16 protein-coding genes and 2 pseudogenes are annotated in these 18,880 nt (G+C 70.1%); 10 read left to right on the forward strand and 8 right to left on the reverse strand.

What is annotated here, in order from left to right; genetic code table 11:
• The first annotated feature begins 411 nt into the window (after positions 1 to 411).
• Positions 412 to 891, forward strand: coding sequence for a hypothetical protein (locus tag ACFU8W_RS18810; protein WP_384038223.1), 480 nt, complete (start codon positions 412 to 414; stop codon positions 889 to 891).
• 33 nt (positions 892 to 924) lie between these two features.
• Here the strand turns inward: ACFU8W_RS18810 and ACFU8W_RS18815 are convergent, their stop codons facing one another.
• Positions 925 to 2,385: an amino acid permease gene (locus ACFU8W_RS18815; protein WP_384038226.1), complete on the reverse strand. Its 1,461-nt coding sequence runs from the start codon at positions 2,383 to 2,385 to the stop codon at positions 925 to 927.
• 351 nt (positions 2,386 to 2,736) lie between these two features.
• Between ACFU8W_RS18815 and ACFU8W_RS18820 the strand changes: the two genes are divergently transcribed.
• From ACFU8W_RS18820 to ACFU8W_RS18835, 4 genes are all read left to right on the forward strand, one after another.
• Positions 2,737 to 3,903 (forward strand): helix-turn-helix domain-containing protein, encoded by a 1,167-nt coding sequence (locus ACFU8W_RS18820; RefSeq protein ID WP_384038229.1) that lies wholly within the window; start codon positions 2,737 to 2,739, stop codon positions 3,901 to 3,903.
• Positions 3,900 to 4,445 carry a hypothetical protein gene (locus tag ACFU8W_RS18825; protein WP_327243284.1) on the forward strand — a complete coding sequence of 182 codons (546 nt, stop codon included), beginning with the start codon at positions 3,900 to 3,902 and terminating at the stop codon, positions 4,443 to 4,445. The genes ACFU8W_RS18820 and ACFU8W_RS18825 overlap by 4 nt, the downstream gene beginning before the upstream one ends.
• A gap of 550 nt (positions 4,446 to 4,995) precedes the next feature.
• Positions 4,996 to 5,931, forward strand: coding sequence for a RimK family alpha-L-glutamate ligase (locus ACFU8W_RS18830; protein ID WP_384038233.1), 936 nt, complete (start codon positions 4,996 to 4,998; stop codon positions 5,929 to 5,931).
• Positions 5,928 to 6,767 (forward strand): RimK family alpha-L-glutamate ligase, encoded by an 840-nt coding sequence (locus tag ACFU8W_RS18835; RefSeq protein ID WP_384038236.1) that lies wholly within the window; start codon positions 5,928 to 5,930, stop codon positions 6,765 to 6,767. The genes ACFU8W_RS18830 and ACFU8W_RS18835 overlap by 4 nt, the downstream gene beginning before the upstream one ends.
• Before the next feature lie 321 nt (positions 6,768 to 7,088).
• On the opposite strand, the gene ACFU8W_RS18840 is transcribed toward ACFU8W_RS18835, so the two are convergent.
• Complete coding sequence (locus ACFU8W_RS18840) at positions 7,089 to 7,499, reverse strand: VOC family protein (RefSeq protein ID WP_345511129.1); 411 nt, start codon at positions 7,497 to 7,499, stop codon at positions 7,089 to 7,091.
• Between the two features lie 85 nt (positions 7,500 to 7,584).
• Positions 7,585 to 7,977, reverse strand: coding sequence for a helix-turn-helix domain-containing protein (locus tag ACFU8W_RS18845; RefSeq protein ID WP_384038239.1), 393 nt, complete (start codon positions 7,975 to 7,977; stop codon positions 7,585 to 7,587).
• A gap of 374 nt (positions 7,978 to 8,351) precedes the next feature.
• Between ACFU8W_RS18845 and ACFU8W_RS18850 the strand changes: the two are divergent.
• Positions 8,352 to 9,464 (forward strand): annotated as a pseudogene (locus ACFU8W_RS18850) (IS200/IS605 family accessory protein TnpB-related protein); the annotation flags it as partial.
• 5 nt (positions 9,465 to 9,469) lie between these two features.
• Here the strand turns inward: ACFU8W_RS18850 and ACFU8W_RS18855 are convergent.
• From ACFU8W_RS18855 to ACFU8W_RS18875, 5 genes and pseudogenes are all read right to left on the reverse strand, one after another.
• Positions 9,470 to 9,766, reverse strand: a pseudogene (locus ACFU8W_RS18855) (sphingomyelin phosphodiesterase); the annotation flags it as partial.
• Positions 9,767 to 9,906: 140 nt separating this feature from the next.
• The gene (locus ACFU8W_RS18860; protein WP_384038242.1) at positions 9,907 to 10,527 is read right to left on the reverse strand and encodes a class F sortase; all 621 of its coding nucleotides are present in this window, start codon (positions 10,525 to 10,527) and stop codon (positions 9,907 to 9,909) included.
• Positions 10,528 to 10,606: 79 nt separating this feature from the next.
• Entirely contained in the window at positions 10,607 to 11,044 is a 438-nt protein-coding gene (locus ACFU8W_RS18865; protein WP_384038245.1) for a hypothetical protein, read from the reverse strand.
• A 123-nt stretch (positions 11,045 to 11,167) separates the two neighbouring features.
• Positions 11,168 to 13,150, reverse strand: a complete 1,983-nt coding sequence (locus ACFU8W_RS18870; RefSeq protein ID WP_384038248.1) for a sensor histidine kinase — start codon at positions 13,148 to 13,150, stop codon at positions 11,168 to 11,170.
• Positions 13,143 to 13,871, reverse strand: coding sequence for a response regulator transcription factor (locus ACFU8W_RS18875; RefSeq protein ID WP_384038250.1), 729 nt, complete (start codon positions 13,869 to 13,871; stop codon positions 13,143 to 13,145). The genes ACFU8W_RS18870 and ACFU8W_RS18875 overlap by 8 nt, the downstream gene beginning before the upstream one ends.
• Positions 13,872 to 14,133: 262 nt before the next feature.
• Between ACFU8W_RS18875 and ACFU8W_RS18880 the strand changes: the two genes are divergently transcribed.
• The 4 genes from ACFU8W_RS18880 (at position 14,134) to ACFU8W_RS18895 (ending at position 18,848) form a co-directional block, all read left to right on the forward strand.
• Positions 14,134 to 15,750 (forward strand): PucR family transcriptional regulator, encoded by a 1,617-nt coding sequence (locus ACFU8W_RS18880; protein WP_384038422.1) that lies wholly within the window; start codon positions 14,134 to 14,136, stop codon positions 15,748 to 15,750.
• Entirely contained in the window at positions 15,747 to 15,914 is a 168-nt protein-coding gene (locus tag ACFU8W_RS18885) for a hypothetical protein (protein ID WP_384038253.1), read from the forward strand. The genes ACFU8W_RS18880 and ACFU8W_RS18885 overlap by 4 nt, the downstream gene beginning before the upstream one ends.
• Before the next feature lie 247 nt (positions 15,915 to 16,161).
• A complete protein-coding gene (locus ACFU8W_RS18890) occupies positions 16,162 to 17,676 on the forward strand; it encodes an aldehyde dehydrogenase family protein (RefSeq protein WP_384038257.1) in 1,515 nt (504 codons plus the stop codon).
• Positions 17,673 to 18,848 (forward strand): CaiB/BaiF CoA transferase family protein, encoded by a 1,176-nt coding sequence (locus ACFU8W_RS18895; RefSeq protein WP_384038261.1) that lies wholly within the window; start codon positions 17,673 to 17,675, stop codon positions 18,846 to 18,848. Before ACFU8W_RS18890 ends, ACFU8W_RS18895 begins: the two co-directional genes overlap by 4 nt.
• Positions 18,849 to 18,880: the final 32 nt, after the last annotated feature.

Consider the following 18,880-nt stretch of genomic DNA (forward strand, 5'->3'; position numbering starts at 1 on the left):
CGTCTGCCGCTCGTCGGGGCCGGCTCTCCCGGGGTATGTCGCCGGTTCGGTGTCCGTCCGCGGTCCGACTCAACAGAGGCGTGTCCCGGTCGTGATCCGGAAAACGGCGTGTCGATCGTGGCTGCCGTGTCGCCCGAGCGCGGGGAACACAGCCCATGGCGGTCTTCTGCTGGACCTCGCGGACGATGACGAGGAGGAGTACGCGCGCCAGGTGGAACCGCCGGTCTTGGCACGCTCACCGGCGCGCAGCAGACCCTGGCCGAGTTCCTGCGCGTCGACCAGGGCCTACTGAGCGTAGTCGCGCAGGCGAGCGCAGCGGCGATCGAGCCCCGGGCGGACCGGAAACGGCTCGCCTCGTTCATTGCCGAGCTCCCCGCAGCAGAGCAGGACGCCCTGCTGCTGAACGCCGACATGGGCAGCGAGAGGCGTCCCGGAGCAGAGCTGCTGGCCCATTACCGGGAAGCCACCAGGGGCAACCAGGACACCGCTCCGAAAGTGCGGCGCAGCGCCGCACACTTGCTGGATGCCGCTCACGCGCAGCGCACCGGGCGCCTTGAGCGGGAACGCGCAGCACGGGAAGCGGACGAGCGCCGTCGCGTCGAGGCCGCCGAGGCGGCCCGCGCCGACCGACTGGACCACCTCACCCGCAACGCGGAGCAGACCTGGGGCAGGGGCGAGGCCCTCATCACGCAGAAGAAGTCCACAACCTACGACCGGGCCTCCGCGCTCCTGGACGACCTGCGCGCCGCCCACGCTCGCACCGGCGACATCACCGCATTCGAGGAGAGGGCCGGACGCCTGCGCGAGGCCCATCGGGGCAGGCCGGCGTTCATGCGTCGCTTCGACGAGATCGGCATTCCCCATCCACGCGAGCGGCCCGCGCGAAAATGACTTCGCGCGGGCCGTCGCCGGTGTCTGGAAACGTCAGGTGTCCTCGCGCTCCCGCGCAAGATCATTGACCCGTCCACGGACGACGAACCAGCCGCCGACCAGCGCCGCCGCGATCAGCGGCAGACACAGCACGGTCGTACGGCCCACTCCGCCGCCCCACCACATCAGGAAGACGACACCGGCGAGGAAGAACAGTGTGACGATCTGCGTGTAGGGGGCCCAGGGCAGCCGGTACGAGGGGCGGGTGACTCTGCCGTTCTGCGAGCGGTACCAGAACAGCAGCGAACAGAGCATGATCATGCCCCAGGTGCCGAGAATGCCGATCGACGCGAAGTTGAGAACGATCTCGAACGCCTGGCCGGGCATGACGTAATTGAGCACGACGCCCAGCACACCGAAACCGGCGGTCAGCAGGATGCCGCCGTAGGGCACCTGCCCCTTGTTCATCCGGCCGGTGAACCTGGGCGCGGAGCCCGCCAGTGCCATGGACCGCAGGATGCGGCCGGTGGAGTACAGCCCGGAGTTCAGGCTGGAGAGCGCCGCGGTCAGCACGACCAGGTTCATCACACCGGCCGCGCCCGGGATGCCGAGCTTGTCCATGACGGTGACGAACGGGCTCTGGTCCCCCGAGTACGAGGTGTACGGCAGCAGAAGGGCCAGGAGCACCACCGAGCCGACGTAGAAGAGGCCGACGCGCCACATGATCGAGTTGATCGCCTTGGGCATGATCTTCTCGGGGTTCTCGGTCTCGCCGGCAGCCACACCGCACAGCTCGACCGAGGCGTACGCGAACACGACACCCTGGATCACCATCAGCATCGGGAGCATGCCGGTGGGGAAGATGCCGCCGCTGTCGGAGATGGTGGAGAAGCCGGGTGTGTGACCGTCCACCGGGTGCTGGGTGACCACCAGGAAGATCCCGATGAGCATGAACGCGACCAGGGCGGAGACCTTGATGATCGCGAACCAGAACTCCATCTCACCGAAGTACTTCACCGAGATCAGGTTGGCGGTGAGTACGACGGCAAGGGCGATCAGCGCGAGGATCCACTGCGGGATGTCGCTGAACATCGCCCAGAAGTGGGCGTAGGTGGCGGCCGCGGTGATATCGGCGACGGCGGTGGTCGACCAGTTCAGGAAGTACAGCCAGCCGGCCGCGAAGGCGCCCTTCTCGCCCATGAACTCACGGGCGTACGAGACGAAGGCACCGGAGGAGGGCCGGTAGAGGACCAGCTCGCCGAGCGCGCGGACGACGAAGAAGGCGAAGACACCGCAGACGGCGTAGGCGATGGCGAGCGAGGGGCCCGCACCGGCCAGTCGCCCGCCCGCGCCCAGGAACAGGCCGGTGCCGATCGCGCCGCCGATGGCGATCATGTTGATGTGACGGGACTTGAGGTCCTTGCTGTAACCGGCATCGCCGGCGTCCCGGTGGGGGGAGCTCGTCGCCGGTGGGGCGGCGACGAGCGTTTCGGCCGCAGTGGAGCGGTCACTCATGGAGGAGATTCGCCTTTGTGAGGGGAGGGTGGGCGGTCCCGGCCATCGCCGGCCAGGAAGTCGTCACCGTGGCACGGCTCGATGGCCATCATCCGGGAATCCTGTGATTCTGGCAGTGCCCTACATCACTCAGGAATAAATCTGAGGTACATCAGAGGTTGCGGGGCGGTAAGCAAAGGAGGGGTGGAGGCGCCTCCGTGCGTCCCGATGTGCCGTGGGCGACGGTGAAGACCTTGGCGGAGGCGATGGTGTTCGCGAATGCGGTCGGGGCGCTGCGATATCGGCGACGCCGGGACCGTGGGGCAATGGATGGGCATTGCGATTTTCGCAACGCCCTCGTACGCTGACCGTATGAGTGGGACTGTGAGCGAACGTGTACGGAAAGTCATGGACGCGGCCTCGGTCCACCAGGCAGCGTTCGCCGAGGCCATAGGGCTGACCCCCGACAAACTGTCGAAGTCTCTCAGCGGCGTCCGACGATTCACGTCTCTTGACCTCGCCCGGATCGCCGAGTTCGGCAACACCACCGTCGACTGGCTGCTGACCGGCCGCGAGCCGCTCCGTCCTGCCTTCGCGGCCCGCGCAAGCGCCCCGGAAGTCGATGACCAGGGACGCGACAGACTCAGGGATCTCGTCGAAAGGTTCACGACGGCCCATGAGGTACTGGAATTTCTCGGCCGGTCACCGGAGCTGCCGGAACTGCCGTCCGTCCGGAGCGAGGTGGAGCGCCATGTCGACCAGGGGGTGGCTCTGGCCGAGGACGCATGGGCAGCCGCCGGGACACCGGCGGTCAGTGATCTGGAGACATCCGAGCTGATCCACGTCGTGGAGCGTGCCTTCGGCGTGGACGTGGCGAAGATCGGCTTGCCCAAGGGGGTCGACGGTGCGGCCTGGCAGGCGGACGGATTCCGGCTGATCATGATCGGCCGGACGAAGGTGCCGACGCGCCAGCGCTTCACGCTCGCCCATGAACTCGGGCACATCCTGGCCCGGGACGCCCAGCACCTCCTCACGGAGACTCATCTCGCGCCGGGGCGACAGAAGGACCTGACAGAGATCCGCGCCAATGTGTTCGCAGCCAGCCTGCTCATGCCCAGGGACGAGCTGAACGCTGCTGCGAAGGGGCACGACCTCACGGACGAAGAGCTCAGATCGCTCGTCGTGCGCTTCAAGGTGTCGCCGAGCGCACTCGCGGCCCGGCTTTCCCAGCTGGGCCTCATCGATGCGGAGACAAGAGGCGGACTGCGTGAACTCACCACGGAGGCTTGCCACTTGCTGACCGGACAGAGCGACGCGTTCGCAGCCCGCACTGCCTGGGCGGAAGCAGCACGGCTGCCCTTCCGCCCCATCCGGTCGCTGTACGAGGCGTACCTCGCCGGAGAGACCACCCTGCGCCCGCTGGCCGCCTACACCGGCTTGGACGTCGATGAGATCCGCGCGACGCTCGAACCCGAGCCGGGGGACGGTACACCGCCCACAGTCGACGCGGACGAAGGGGACCTGGTCTTCCAGCCATGACGCGCCGCTGTTGGTTCCCCGACAACACTGTGCTGTGCAACTTCGCGGCGGTCGACCGGCTGAGCCTGCTGGAAAAGGTCCTGGACGGCCGGGGGCGCTGGACGCAGGCGGTTGCGGCGGAGGCTCAGCAGTCGACCCGGTACTGGCCGCGGCTGCGCCAGGTGAGCGAGGACGGGTGGCTCGGCGATCCCATCGAGATCGACGACCCGGCCGAAACCGTACTCGTGGACCGCATACGCCGCGTGGTGTTCGGCGGCTCACCGTCCCGGCCGCTGCAACACCTGGGTGAGGCGGAGACGCTCGTCATTATCGAGCACCGCAGGGAGTTGGCGGACTCCGTATGGATAACGGACGACGGAGAGGCGGGCCGCTACGCCCGCCGCAAAGGCATCTGTGTCAAGAACACGGTCGACCTCATGCGGGAGGCCGTTGCCGGTGAACTGATCGTGGCAGATGACGGCTATCGACTCCTGATCGCGATGGAAGCGGCCGACCGCCATCTGCGGGGCGTCCCGCAGAGGCCGGAGGACTTGCTGCGTTGAAGCCTCCGGAAACAACTCCGGTGAGTACGGGGAGTCCTCGGACCGGGCGGCCGGACGTTCACCTTCGACTCACCGGTACTGGCGGCGGGCCGGGAAGCCCTGGCGAGAGAGCTGATGGATCGTTGGGAGGCGCAGCTCTGACTCCGGCCGGCGCGGGCAGCGACGCGCGGCCTCGCACACCGGCCTCCACCAGGAATTCGCCCGGTCGACCCGACCACGATAGGTACAGATCATCGCGAGCGCTCGTGCCCCCGGGCGTTCCCGCTGTTCGACCCGTGCGCGTCACGATGTCTGCCCCGGAACGGACCCGTACTTCCGCACTTCCGTACTCCGTGACCCGGTAGCGGACTCGGCCGGTGGCGAGGCCATCCACTCCATGGCCGCGCCCTACGAAGATCTGTTTGGATGAGGGAACGCATCATCAGTAACATCCGGCCGGCGTTGCCTTGGGGCGAGCGTGACGTAGCGTTGCCCTTTTGGTGGTGTTCGGAAAAGCACCGCAAGGCATCGTTGTGCCCTCATCAGTCATGGGGCACCGAGGGGTATTGGGATGAAGCTCTGCTTCCTCGTCGAAGAGCTGTACCGGCATGACGGCATGCCACTTGACGTGGCCCGACGACTGTCGTCGTGGGGACACCAGGTGGACGTGGTGCGCCCCGGCGGCTCGCTGCTGCGGATTTCGGAAGAGGTGCGGGCGGGGACCCATGACGCCTGGGTGCTCAAGACCGTGTCCGGCGGCCCCGGGCTCACCCTTCTGGAGGCCGCGGCGGCCGTGGGCCTGACTACGGTGAACGACGCGCGGTCGATCCGTGCGGTGCGCGACAAGGTCCTCACATCGGTCATCGCGCGGCAGCACGGGCTACCGGTTCCGGTGACCTATTCGGCACCCAGGGCCACACTGTTCGCGGATGTCCCCGACGAGCTCTTCCCCCTGGTGGTCAAGCCCGCCGATGGCAGCTCGGGGCGGGGGGTGCGGTTCGTGCCGGAACCCGGGCGCCTGGCGGAGGCGGAGCAGGCGGGGGAGGGCCAACTGATCGCACAGCCGTACGTGCCCAACGCGGGTTCCGACCTGAAGGTCTACTGTCTCGCGGGCGAGTTCCACGCGACCTTGCGACGCTCCCCGCTCCACCCGGACGGGCCGGTCGAGGAGGGAGCTGTCCCCCTGCCCGCCGAGGTGGCCGCTGCGGCGGCGAAGGTGGGGGCGGTCTTCGGCCTCGACCTGTACGGCATCGACGTGGTGCTCGGCCCCGACGGGCCCGTGATCGTCGACATCAATGACTTCCCGAGCTTCCGTCAGGTCCCGGACGCCGTGTCCCGGTTGGCCGGCGCCGTCCTCGATCTGGCCAGGGCGGGTGGCAGCGCGCGGACGGGCGTGCTCGCCCCGGCTCCGCGCATTCCCTCCCAGTCACTGATCCCCTACGGACAGCCCCACCTGCACCCCGAAGCGGACATGCTGGCGGCCGTACCGGGAGTCGCCCAGATATGAGGGTGTGTCTGCTGACCGACAAGCCGGATCATCCGCTGCTTGCCGCCGCCTCTTTCGCACTGATCGAGGCGGAGCACCAGGTGACGTTCCTGAACCCGGACACCGGGACCGGATGCCCGTCGGAACTGGTGATCCCGGACGATCTCGCCGACGTCTACCTGCTCAAGGCCCATAACGCCCGGGCGTTGGAGCTTGCCCGTTTCCTCGAATCACATGGTGCCCGGGTGGTGAACTCCGCCGCGGCGACGGAGCTGTGCCAGGACAGGAGCCGGATCGCAGCCGTGGCCGAAGGCGCCGGCCTGCCGATGCCCCGGACCAAGACCCTGGATGCGCTGTCCGAAGCCCTCCCCGGAGCGGAGCGGCCGGAGTACGGCTATCCGCTCATGGTGAAGAGTCGCCACAGCCGGCGCGCGGACCTGGTCGCCCGCGTGGACGGCCCGGCCGAGCTCCGGAACCTTGCCGCACAGTGGCCCGACGAGCCTGTCGTCCTCCAGGAGTTCGTCGCGAACAGCGGCTGGGACCACAAGCTGTGGGTGATCGCGGGAGAGGTGTTCACGGGGGTGCGCCCCGCACCGGTGGGCGCCCCGTCGGACAGTGCGCTGCCGGCGGCACTGGTCCGTGACCTGCCGCAGGACTGGACGGAAACAGCCCTTCACATGGGCGAGGTCTTCGGCCTGGACGTCTACGGTGTCGACCTGCTGGACCGCGAAGGGAAGCCCGTCGTCGTCGACATCAACGCCTTCCCGGGCATCCGCGGGCCGAAGGGCGCCCCGGCCGCGCTGGCAGCCCTGGCGTTGCAGCGCCCCGGTTTCGCTCCTCCCGCCTATGAGGCCTGACACACCCGGGCCTCCACCAGGAACTCGCTCGGCGCGCCCGACCACGACACGTGCAGCCGTCCCGGGCCCGCGTGCACGCGACGATCAGCAGGGTCCGCCGATTCTGTGCGGGAACGATGTGCTTGTACTCCTGCCCGGTTCTGGCTCCCGCACTCCCGGGACGGCCCAAAGCCTTGTGCCAGTGCCGTCATGGCAGGGGCGCACAGGGCCTGTACGCAGGGAGGGCAGGCGGTGGCGACCCACCCTGGGTGGGGACGGCCGGCGCCGTCGCAGTTATCGATCAGCGCCACCGTGATCCCGGCCGACGCCCGCCCCCGGTTCTCAACCCAGGAGCTGAGTGAAGCGGATGCTGTTGCCGAAGGGGTCGCGGAGGCCGCAGTCGATTCCGTATGGGCGGTCCGTGGGCTCATCGGTGAACTCCACGCCCCGGCCCAGCAGGGTCTCGTACGTCTTTCGGCAGTCGTCCGTGGTGAAGATGAGCGAGCCGCCCATGGCCCCCTTCGTCACCAGTTCGCGCACCTGCTGAGCCGTCTCCTCGGACATCGCTGGAGGTCCCGGCTTCTCCAGCAGGATCTGGCGTTCCGGATGGCCGGGGATGCTGACCGTGAGCCAGCGCATGAAGCCCATGTCGACGTCGGCGTTGACCTCCAGCCCCAGCTTGCCGACGTAGAAGTCGAGGGCCTCGTCCTGGTCGAGGACGTAGATCTGAGAGTGCGTGATGGCGTTGAACATGTGCATCACGCTAGTGGGTCGAGCCGGCGAAAACTTATCCAAAACTGCTCAGCCGACGGCCCATGCGGAGGGGCTGCACCCGCGCTCAGGCGCTCGGCCGCATCCACGCCTTCGTGAAGCACGTGGGCACGTTCACGGCCGCCGTCTCCTTGCGGTACGTCCTCGGTGACCGGCCGACGATGTCGCGGAAGGTGCGGCTGAAAGTGCCGGCGCTGCCGAACCCGACCTCGTAACAGATGTCCGTGATACTGCGGTCGGTCTCCCGCAGCAGAGACATCGCCCGCTCAACACGGCGGCGCTGCAGATAGCGGTGCGGCGTCTCGCCGAAGGTGGCCCGGAAGGTACGTGCGAAGTGTGCCGGCGACACATGGGCGATCCGGGCCAGGGCCGGGACGTCCAGCGGCTGCGCGTACGCGCGGTCCATCGCGTCCCGTGCCCGGAGCATGCGGCGGTTGGTCTCTTCCACGGTGCGGCTCACGGCACCATCCCACCACAGGGATACGCGGCCTCGTCAGGCTGCGAGGTCGTCGATGATCTCCCTGACCTGCCGGCTCGCCGACGGCGCCCACGCCGGGGACAGACATCGACGATGTCGTCGAGTACGACGAACAGCGCCACCTGGGCCAGGCAGTGGCCGAGGGGTTGATCTCGGGCGCCGCAGGCGCGGCTGGGGGTGTACGGCAGCACCTCGACCTGTCGGCGGACGTTGCCTGACTCCTTCGCGCGACCGGCCGCGTCTTAGAGGAGCTCACAAAATGGGCGCCCGGCTCGCGACGCCTGGCACGCACGCTCGCTGCGTTGCCGAAAGGCCCTAGTAGCTCCTTCCCCAAGCTCTCGGCTTCGTTCGAGCAGGGGAGACCCCGTCCGAGGACCTTCCAGCGCCTTGCGATCGCACGCACCAGACGCCGCAAGCGGCAACGGTGGGAGGCGGAGCGCTGGTTCATCGCGGCCGATGGCGAGTCGGGGAAGCGATTCGGGAACGAGACCATCCGCGTCACCCCGGACGGCGAAGTCAGCATCAAGCTGCCTGCCCCGCTCGCGCACCTGGCCAACGCCCAGCACGGCCGCTACGTCCTTGCCTCCACTGTGGCGTTTGCGCACCGGGGTGTGGAGTGGGCCGACCGCATCACCGCCAACCGGGCCGTCGCCTACCGCATCCACCTGAACGTGGAGCGCGGCCGCTGGTACCTCACCGCGTCCTGGCAACGCCCCGTCGTGAAGACCATCCCGCTGGAGACCGCCCGCGCCCGGGGCATGATCGGCGTCGACACCAACGCCGACCACTTCGCCGCCTACCACCTCGACCGGCACGGCAACCCCATCGGAGACCCGCACCGCTTCGGCTTCGACCTGTCCGGGACCGCCGGTCACCGCGACGCACAGCTCCGCCACGCCCTCACCCGCCTGATCCACTGGGCGGTGCGAGTCGGGGTCGCCGCGATCGGCATCGAAGACCTCGACTTCACCACGGAGAAGACCCGGGAGAAGCACGGCCGCAGGAAACGGTTCCGGCAGCTCATCTCCGGTATCCCGACCGGGAAACTGAAGGCCCGGCTGGTGTCGATGGCAGCCGAACACGGCCTGGGCATTGTCGCGGTCGACCCCGCCTACACCTCCCGGTGGGGTGCCCAGCACTGGCAGAAGCCGCTGGTCACCCCCCGCCGCACCATGTCCCGTCACGATGCCGCGGGCATCGCGATCGGGCGACGCGCCCTCGGGCACCCGGTCCGGCGTCGGACGGCACCGCCCCCGCACGACCGGAGCGATCGTGCGGGGCATCGGACCGTCCAGGCCGGACCAGGTGACCGGGGGCGTGAGGGAACCCGCCCACCCGCAACGGACCGGCCCCCCGGAGGGCCGTCACCGAACGGGACGCGAAAGCGGGAACCCAGCGCATCCCACACCGTTCGGGATGCGCCCAGTACGCAGCAGTGGGTCCAGGACTCACTCACGCACACTGGCTAGGAACGGTATTGAGCGGACGCGTTCCGTGCCAGCGCGTCGGAGGCGGAGTTGTCGAACGCCTCCTGGAGGACGATCACGTCATGGCCCTGGAAGAAGGAAGCCTTCGGTATCTCCGCGGCTCGGTGGTCCTGTCCCCAGTTCGGGTAGAGGTTCTTGCTCATCAGGAACGTGTTGTACGTGAGCACGCGCAGGGACGGGACGTCGGCCGCCGAGGCCTGAGGAGCGTTGGCGACCAGTGTGACGGCGGCGAGCGCGGCGGACAGTGTCACGCCGGAGGTGTGGTGGAGGGCGATGAGCGGTATGGGGTCTCCTGCATCTGCTGATGGGGGGTGGAACAGGCAACACACATCCAATCAGTGGGAGTTACTCATGGGTAGACGTCGGGTGTCGGGAGGCCTTCCATCGCGTATCCATGGTGGTGGAGGCCTCATCGGGCGCGCCGTCAGCGGGCGGTCGCGTAGACGATGAGGTTGTCCACCGGGTGGCCCTGGGCATCGAATGCGCCGTCGCAGGTGATGAGACGGAGGGCGCGTTCGTCGGTGCTGCCGTACACCTTCTTCGTGGGGAACGCCTTCTTGCTCACGGTCTCCGTGCCGGTGACGGTGAAGTGGGTTGCCTGACCTTGCTCGTCGCGCACGACGATGTCCGCGCCCTTGCCGATCTTCTTCAGGTCGTGGAAGACCGCCCTGCCGAACCGGGTGTCGTTGTGCCCGATGAGGACGGCTGCTCCGCGCTCGCCGGGAATCGCACCTCCGGTGTACCAGCCCGCTGTCATGCCCTTGTCCGCCGGTGGGACCTCGACGGTGCCGTCCGCGTTGAGGCCGAGCGGCAGCAGGGAACTGGTCACTCCGATCGAGGGGATCGCCACCTGGGCGGGAGCCGCGGGCTGTTCCGCCCCGGGGGAGGCGGGGGAGGCGGGGGAATTGGGGGAGTGTGTGGGGGAGCGGACAGGGGGTGCCGGCTCCGCGGCGTGGGATGTGCAGCCGGTGAGGAGGGCGAGCGTGAGGCAGGCGAGAACCGTCAGCGCGGCGGATCGCCGGGGTCTGTGGTGCGTGGGGGACATTGCGGGCTCCGGAGCAGGGGACAGGAGGAGCGGAGACGGACGGTGGCGCCGCCCATGAGGGGCGGCGCCACCGCAGAGGTCAGCCGTTGCGGTGCGCGGCCGCGCGGCGGCGCAGTACCAGAGTGCCCGCGCCCCCGAGCAGGGCCGCGGCGGCGACCGAACCCGCGACGGCGGTGGTGGTGTTGCTCGTCGTGCCGATCGGGCGCTCACCCGCGGCCACGCCGCCACGCGGCTCGGCGGAACCACGCTTCAAGGGAGCGGCCGGGACCGGGCTGGGCCTGTCGCCCGCGGCCACGCCGCCTCGGGGCGCCACCGACGGTCCCTCGCCAGGTGCGGGACTGCTCGACCCGGCTTCCGGAGCGGGCGCCGGGGTCCGCTCGGTGGACGTCATCGAAGGGCTGGGCGTTGCGTCGGAAGGGACCGATGCGAGGGCCGTGGTGGAGGGGAGGAGTACTGCGCCCGCCGCGACGGCGGTGAGGACGGCGGTGCGCAGGGTTGGACGGGGACGGTGGGACATACGTGGCTCCAGTTCCAGCCCGGCCTTGGTGGTGCCTGGATGCCGATTCGCACCAGGCGCCGGGCATGCCGTCAGCCTCGCGTGAACTTATGAAGAAGCTGTCAGATCCCTGTGGTCATCGCATCAGCCCTGATGGTCCGGGGCGGCCTCGTCCGGACGGTCCGACGGCGCCGGTGGCCGGCCCGCCGGTGTGCGATGCGGACCCGTCGGCAGGCGCAGCGTGAAGACCGAGCCCTTTCCCTCCGTACTCGCGGCGCTCACTGCGCCACCATGGGCTTCGGCGAGTTTGCGGACGATGGCCAGGCCGAGTCCGCTGCCGCCGGTGCGGCGGCTCCGCGACTTCTCCGCGCGCCAGAAACGGTCGAAGACGTACGGGAGTTGCTCGGGCGAGATGCCGCTGCCGGTGTCCTCGACGTCCACGACCACCTCGTCACCCGACTCGGCGTTGTACGCGCGCAGGGTCACGTGCCCGTCCGGAGGTGTGTGGCGTATCGCGTTGGACACCAGGTTGCCGAGGGCCTGCCGCAGCCGAACCGGGTCGGCGGTCAGGGGGAGTGGCGGGGGCCCGAGGTCCGCCGTGTGTACCGTCAGCGTCACTCCGGCCGTCTCGGCGCGGGCCTGGTGCGCCGCGGCGACCTGGCCGAGGAGGTCGTCGATCCGTACCGGCGCCGGGTGCAGACGCAGCGCGCCCGCGTCGGCCGCGGACAGGTCCTGAAGGTCGTCGACGATGTGCTGCAGCTGAACGGCCTCCTCCAGGAGCGAGGAGACGAAAGCAGGGTCGAGGTCCGCCACTCCGTCCTGCGCTGCCTCCAGCCAGCCGCGGATATTGCTCAGCGGGGTGCGCAACTCGTGGGCGACGTCGCTGACCATCACTTTCCGCTGCTCCTCAAGGCGTGCACGATGCGCCGTCATGTCGTTGAACGTGGCGGCCAGTCGCCCGATCTCGTTGTCCGCGGTGACCGGTACGGGCGCCGACTCCTCGCCGTCCCGCATCTGCTGGGCGGCACCGGTGAGTGCCTGCAACGGCCGTACGAGCCGGGCTCCAGCCAGCACCGAGGCGCCGACGGTGAGGGCGAGGACCAGGGCCGCGACACCTGCGATACGGGCGGTGTTCGCCGGTGAGAGATCGAAACCGGGAACGGTGGCGCCGCCCGCGTCCCCGATGAACAGCAGTGCGGGCGAGGCGACGTACGAACTGAGCTGCTCGCGGCGGGCGGTGCCGACGCACGACGCGATCGCCCGGTCGTTGTCACTGCTCTGGACGGTCGGCACCGGGACGGGGACAGCGGTGGAAGGCCGACGGGCCGGGCCCGGGCTCGGTTCCGGCTCGGGGTCCGGGCCCCAGGAGAGGTCCAGGCGCAGGTGTACGCCTGCACGGCCCTGGCGGTCCAGGCAGGCGTCGGCCAGCTTGTTGAGCGCGTCGAGTGCCTTCTTCTCGGTTTCGGTGGGTCTGTCCAGCGCGTCGGTCGAGCATCTGGTGCCAAGGATCCGGTCGGGGTCGTTGCCGACGATCTGGATGCGGGGGCGCCCGCTCGGTTCCTCGACGACGTCCGAGGCGATCCCGGCGTCGTTCAGGCACGCCACGCCCCGGTCGGCGGTGCGACGCAACTGCGTACGTTCGGCCGGAGGCAGGCGGAACGGTCCCACGGCCCTCGGGTCGACGCGGTCGGCCGCGGTGCCGGTCGTTCCGGAGGACTGTGCCGCCAGCGCCGTGTCCACGGAGAGCGGGTCGACTATGGCCGACGCCTGTGTGGGAAGCGCGGGCGGGGACGTCCCGGTCGCCGAGTCGGCGATGATCTCCCGGCCCTGGGTGGTCAGGGCGATCCGGCGGCCCGACCGCGTCGCCAGATCGCGGACCGTCTCGTCGACACCGTCCCACTGGGAATGACCCGCCGCGTAGCCGAGCAGCTTGGTGTAGATCCGGGCGTCCGCGGTGAGGTTCTGGCCCTGCTCCTGCTTGATGGCACCGGAGGTGGTCTGTACGGCGAGCCAGGCGGTGGCCGCCACCGAACAGGCCGCCACCAGCGCCGATACGCCCAGCAGCCGCCCGAGCAGACTCTTGCGGAGCGGCAGCCGCCGGCGGTCGACCCGCCCACGGCTACGCACGCGACGCGCTCCTTGCGGGGTCGGTCAGCTTGTACCCGACTCCGAAGACGGTGAGCAGCCGGGACGGTTTCCGCGGGGCGGGCTCGATCTTCTTGCGCAGGTTCATGATGTGCACGTCGACCGTGCGGTCGCCGATGTACCGGTCGAAGCCGTGCAGTTCCTCCAGGAGCCGCTGTCTGCTGAAGACCCGGTCGGGCTCGGCGGCCATCGCGGCGAGGATGCGGAACTCGCCCGGCGTGCATTCCACCGACGTACCGTCGACCGATATCTCGTGCCGGGCGGGGTCAACTCTGAGTGCGCCCACGGAGAGCACCTGATCCACGGCGTCCGTGGCGGAGTTCACCTGTCCTGGCCGATTCGTGCGGCGAAGGAGCGTACGGACCCGGGCCATCAGTTCGCGCGGGCTGTACGGCTTGGTCATGTAGTCGTCCGCACCCAGGTCGAGACCGAGCAGCAGATCGTCCTCGGTGGCCCGGGCCGTCAGTATCAGTACCGCCAGCTCCCGGTGCTCGGCGCGCAGGACCCGCACCACATCGAGTCCGTCCGCCCGCGGCATCATCACATCGAGCACGAGCAGGTCGGGCTTCCCGTGCCGCACCTCGTCGAGCGCGGCGAGACCGTCCCCGACGACGGTGACCGCGTGGCCCTCGCGTTCGAGGTAGCGGCGTACGAGTTCGGCCTGTTTCTCGTCGTCTTCGGCGACGATGACGTTTGCGCACACGCGGTCGATCGTAGGTGAGTCCGGGACGCCGTCCGGCGGGCAAGCCGTCGACGGAGAGGCCTCTGTTCGGCGTGCTGCCGTGCACGGCAGGCCGGGTAGCCGTTGACCCGCACGAAGTCGGCGGTGGTGGCGCGATCCTGCGCGCCGTGAAGGGATCCGGGAACGCTCCCGCACCGGTCGAGGCGGATTCCGCCCGGTCTGCTAGCTTTGCCCGATCGAACGAGAGGCCCGGGTGCGATCCCGCGGCGCGGGCAGGGCGGCGGTGGAAACCTTGGGCGTACCCCTCCGCTGGCTGATCGGCCGCCCCGAGCTGCGGCTGACGGTGCTGGCGGGGCGGGACGGGCTCGACCGGGAGGCCGTCTGGGCCCACAGCATCGATCTGGCCGACCCCGTTCCCTGGCTGTGCGGCGGCGAACTGCTGCTCACCACTGGACTGCGACTGCCGGAGTCGGAGGCCGGGCAGCGGGCGTACATCCAGCGGTTGGCGGATGTCGGTGTGGCCGCTGTCGGCTTCGGGACGGGACTCTCGCACCCGCATGTTCCCGCGGCCGTCGTGGACGCGGCCGACACGGTGGGACTGCCCCTGCTCGAGGTGCCGCTGCCCACGCCGTTCGTCGCGATCACCAAGGCCGTGATGGAACGCCTGGCCGAGCTGCAGTACGAGGGAGTCGTACGGGCCTCCCGCGTCCAGCCCCGGATGACCCGGGCCGCGCTGCGCGACGGCGCCAGGGCCGTCGTACGGGAACTGGCCGTCTCGACGCACGCCACGGTGCTGTACCTGGACGATGCCGGGACGGTGCGCGCCGCCCATCCGTCCGGTGCGGCGGGCGTCGACCCCGGTGTGCTCGCCGAACTGAGGAGAGCGGGCGGGAGCGACCGGGCGACGGAGGCGCTGAGTGCCGGACCGCACGGGGTGGTCGTCGCCCAACAGGTGCGCGTGGGCCCGCGCACCCACGGCAGACTCGTGCTCGCCGCCGACCGGGAACTGACCGCCGTCGACCACCTGTTGCTCGGGCACGCGGCGTCGCTGATCGCGCTCCAGGCGGAGAAGCCCCTGCGCCTGCAGGACGAACAGCACCGGGTCAACAGCCTCTTCCTGCGGATGGTCCTGGACGGGACACTGCCCTCGCGCACCGCCCGCGACCACCTGACGGAGGCCGGCTTCCCGGCCCGCAACGGCATCCGCGTTCTCGTACTGAGCGGTCCGAGCCCGCGGCAGGCCCTCGACGTGGTGGGCCCCCGCCTCGCCGAGACGGGTCTGCCGCGCTTCGGTGCCGTACGTGAGGGGCGTGCCGTGATCCTGCTGCCCGGGGACGGCCCCCGAGTGGGGATGCGAGCGGGTGGGGACGACGGTCCCGCAGAGAGCGCCGGACGCGGCGGAGCTACCGGTATCGGAATCGCCCGGGGTCTTGTCGACGATGCGGTCGCACGGTTCGGGCCGCGCCTCTGGGCCGGACTCAGCCTTGTGTACGAGCCCGACGCCGGGCCGCAGGCGCTCCAGGAGGCGAGCAACGCGGCCGCGGTCGCCGAGGCGCGCGGCCGGCCGGGACTCGTCGCCTTCGAGTCGCTGGCCGGACACGTGCTCGTCAGCGCCCCCGAGACCCGAGAGGTCCTGCGCCGGGTGGCCGCCGAACGGCTCGCGCCGCTGGCCGCGCACGACCGGGACAACGGCACGGAACTGCTCGCTTCCCTCCGCGCGTTCCTGGAACACCACGGGCAGTGGGGTGCCGCATCCGCCGCCCTTGAGGTCCACCGGCACACGCTGCGCAGCCGGATGGAGCGGATCCAGACGCTGCTGGGCGTGGATCTCGGCTCCGCGCACGTACGCGCCGAGTTGCTGCTCGCGCTGGCCGCCTGGGAGGGGATCGCGGACCGGTGACCGGCCGGCCGGGCGGGCGGGCGGTCACCGGTCCGCGGGGCGGCGAGCACGTGGCCGGACGCGTCGAGCGCGATGCATGCGCCGGACGCTCCGGAGCGCTGAGCGCGCCGGATGAGCTGAATGAGCCGGACGAGTTGAACGAACCGGACGAACAGGTCCTGTGAGAGCCGGGGTCCGCCGACCGGGCCGGGAGTGGCAGGCACGGGATCTCCTCCTGGATGCATGGGGATGGACCGCCGGGCCAACCGCACCCCGGTGCCGGCGGTCATGGACACATTGGAGCGCCGACTGGTCGAACGGCGGGACATTGTGTCCACTGCGTGGGGGGCTGTGGCATGCGGACAATGACGGCCTCGTCATCCCGATGCGCTCCAGGACGGTGCGTACGGACGCATACGGAAGGGAACGCCGATGCAGCAGCACGCAGGCAGTGACCGCGCCCCGGAGGCCGCCGCTCCGCCGGAGGGAGTCCCGCGCCTGCGCCACCTGGTCGCGGGGGAGTGGCGCACCGGTGCGGGCGAGGAACTGGTCGACATCGACCCGGCCCGCCCCGACGAACCGGTCGCGGTGGGGAACGTGGCCCTGCCCGCCGATCTGGAAGACGCCGTGGCAGCCGCGCGCAAGGTCTTCCCGGACTGGGCGGCCACACCCCATCACACCCGGGCCCGGATCCTTGCCCGTACCGCCGACGTGCTCGAAGCACATGCGGCCCAGTGGGGCGAGGAACTGTCCAGGGAGGAAGGGAAGACCCTGCCCGAGGGCGTCGGTGAAGTGCGGCGGGCCGCAGAGATCTTCCGCTACTGCGCAGCGGAGGCCGACCGGCCGGCGGGCGAGGTCTTCGCCTCTCCGCGGCCCGGCGAGCAGATTCAGGTGATCCACCGTCCGGTGGGTGTCGTCGCCGCGGTGACCCCGTTCAACTTCCCCGTCGCCATTCCCGCGTGGAAGATCGCCCCGGCGCTCGGATACGGCAACACCGTGGTGTGGAAGCCCTCCGGACTCGTGCCGCTGCTCGCCGTGCGCATGGCCGAGGCACTTGTCGAGGCCGGACTGCCGGACGGTGTGCTGTCGCTGTTGATCGGCGACGGCGAGCTGGGCGCGCGGCTCGTCGGCCATCCGGATGTCGACGCCGTCACCTTCACAGGATCCACCGTCGTGGGCCGCGACGTCATGGCTGTCTGCGGCCGTCTCGCCCGGCCCGTGCAGACGGAGACGGGCGGCAAGAACGCCGCCGCCGTGCTGTCCGACGCCGACCTCGAACTCGCCGTCACCGAAGTCCTCGCGGGTGCCTTCCGCTCCACTGGGCAGAAGTGCACCGCCACCTCCCGCGTCATCGTGAACGAGCGGATCGCCGACGCGTTCCTCGACCGGCTCGTCGCACGCACCGCCACTCTTCAGGTGGGAGATCCCCTCGACGACGGAGTCCGGATGGGACCGGTGATCTCGCACCGGGCACGCGACACGATCCAGCGCGCGTTGGACGAAGGCGCTGCCCGTGCAGGCGTGAGGATTCTGACCGGTGGCCGGCCCTACGACGACGAGCGATCCGCCGGCGCCTTTGTGCAGCCCACCGTCGTGGAACTCGCCGGGGACGACCCACTGTGGCGCGAGGAACTGTTCGGGCCCATCGTCGTCGTACGTCGTGCACCCGATGACGACACCGCACTCGACCTCGTCGGGGACAGCGAATTCGGTCTGGCCGCAGCCGTGTTCACCGATGACCTGCGTGCAGTGACCGCAGCCGTGCAGCGCCTGGACGTCGGGGTGCTGCACATCAACTCCGAGACCGCAGGGGCCGATCCGCACGTGCCCTTCGGCGGGGCGAAGGCGAGCGGCTTCGGCCCCAAGGAGCAGGGCCGTGCCGCCCGCGACTTCTTCACCACGACCACCACGGTCTATCTGCGTGCCTCCCGGGCAGGAACCCGATGACCGGCGCCTCTCGACTGCCGCTGTCCGGTGTGCTGGTGGCCGACTTCGGCCGGGTGCTGGCGGCACCGTACGCGACCATGCTCCTTGCCGACCTCGGCGCGGATGTGATCAAGGTGGAGCAGCAGGGGACCGGTGACGACACCCGGGCCTGGGGCCCGCCGAAGGCACAGGGTGAGGCCACCTATTTCCTCTCCGTCAACCGCAACAAGCGGTCCTTCGCCGTGGATCTGCGCGACCCGACGGGCCGCCGCAGGGCGACGGAACTGATCCGCCGGGCGGACGTGGTGTTCGAGAACTTCCGCCCCGGCACGATGGACAAGTACGGGCTCGCCTACGAGCAGGTCCGCGAACTCAACCCCGGCCTCGTCTACTGCTCGGTGACCGGCTTCGGAGCGGGCAAGGGGGCGGCGCTGCCCGGCTACGACCTGCTGATCCAGGCCGTCGGCGGACTGATGAGTGTCACCGGACCGGCCCCCGGGCAACCGGTCAAGACGGGCGTCGCGCTGGTCGACGTACTCACCGGGCTGCATGCCGCGATGGGGGTCATGGCCGCCCTGCGTCATCGGGACGCGACCGGTGAGGGTCAGCATGTCGAGGTCAACCTGCTGTCGTCGCTGCTGTCCGGCATGGTCAACCAGTCCGCCGGCTACACCCTGGCCGGACAGGTGCCGGGCATCCTGGGCAACCGCCATCCGTCGATCGCCCCGTACGAGGTCTACGAGACCGCGGACCGGCCGCTCGTCGTCGCCGTCGGCAACGACCGCCAGTTCGCCGCGCTGTGCCGGGGCCTGGACGCGGCAGGTCTGGCCGTGGATCCGCGGTTCGCCACCAACACCGACCGGGTCGCCCACGTCGACGCGCTCGCCGACGAGCTGTCCGTACGGCTCCGGCGGCGCGCGGCGGACCAATGGTTCGAGCTCCTCACTCCGCTCGGCGTGCCGTGCGGTCCGGTGAACGACCTCGCCGGGGCCTTCGACCTGGCCGAACAGCTGGGGCTTGCGCCGCGCGTCACCCCGGACGACGTGGGCGCCGAGGCCGAGGGCGGGCACGACGGTCCGATGAACCTCGTGGCCAACCCCATCGGGCTGTCCCGTACCCCGGTCCACTACGCACGGCGCCCGCCCCGGCTGGGCGAGCACACCGACTCCATCGCCGACTGGCTCGACAGCTGACCCGGCGAACCCGGCCCCCCACCACCACGCAC

The sequence above is a fragment of the Streptomyces sp. NPDC057565 genome (assembly GCF_042801455.1).
GTDB lineage: Bacteria > Actinomycetota > Actinomycetes > Streptomycetales > Streptomycetaceae > Streptomyces > Streptomyces yanii.